The 741-nt window shown below is 33.3% G+C and carries 1 pseudogene; it reads right to left on the minus strand.

Going from position 1 to position 741, the window contains the following annotated elements:
- Positions 1 to 620 (minus strand): annotated as a pseudogene (locus AC1DTM_RS29975) (DnaD domain-containing protein); the annotation flags it as partial.
- Positions 621 to 741: the final 121 nt, after the last annotated feature.

The following is a 741-nucleotide window of genomic DNA, read 5'->3' on the forward strand; positions in this document are numbered from 1 at the left end:
CTTATATTTTGTTCGTAAAACTTATAAACTTTACTATGCGAAGTGGCCTCTTCTACCGTTTCTACCTCTTTCATATCTTCTTTCTCTTCAATAACTGCTTGTGAACCCTCTTCTTTCGGCATACCAAAATACTGTAGTAATAATGGAATCTTGTATTCTTCTTCAAGACATTTACGTAAAAACATATGTATGAACTCGTTACTTTTCACAGTCTTTAACTCACGTAACACACACTTCTCTACATTCGTATTTAAAATAGGGTTATAATGTAGCCAATTTATTATGAATAACTCTTTCGTTTCCGCATCATATAAAATCTTCCCGTATTCCACAAACCGGTTCAATAACTTCTCAACAGTCTCCATACTGTAACCAGTTTCAAGCTCTGCCAAACGCTTTGGCAATATGTAAATACCACATTGCTTCGTTTTCGTACCAGTTAACAAATATATATAAAAATAACGCTCTTCTGGCGTTAAATCTAATATGAATTCATCTTGCCAAAAGTTCACCTGCACATTACGGTACACCGCCATCAGTTTCCCTCCACTCTTTGCTAGCAAATAGGAAAATTCCAATCCTTCAATATAAATATAAGAATGAGGTAACGGTTTTGGCATTCGAATTTCAATTTTTTTTACTACTACTACACCGGTTTTATTTTTTCGCGCTTTTTTGTTCTTGTAGTTGTTTTTGTTTTTGTTTTTTCTTTTTCTTTTTCTTAGTGATTTATTACTTGGT

This window comes from Bacillus sp. P4_D3, assembly GCF_056401855.1.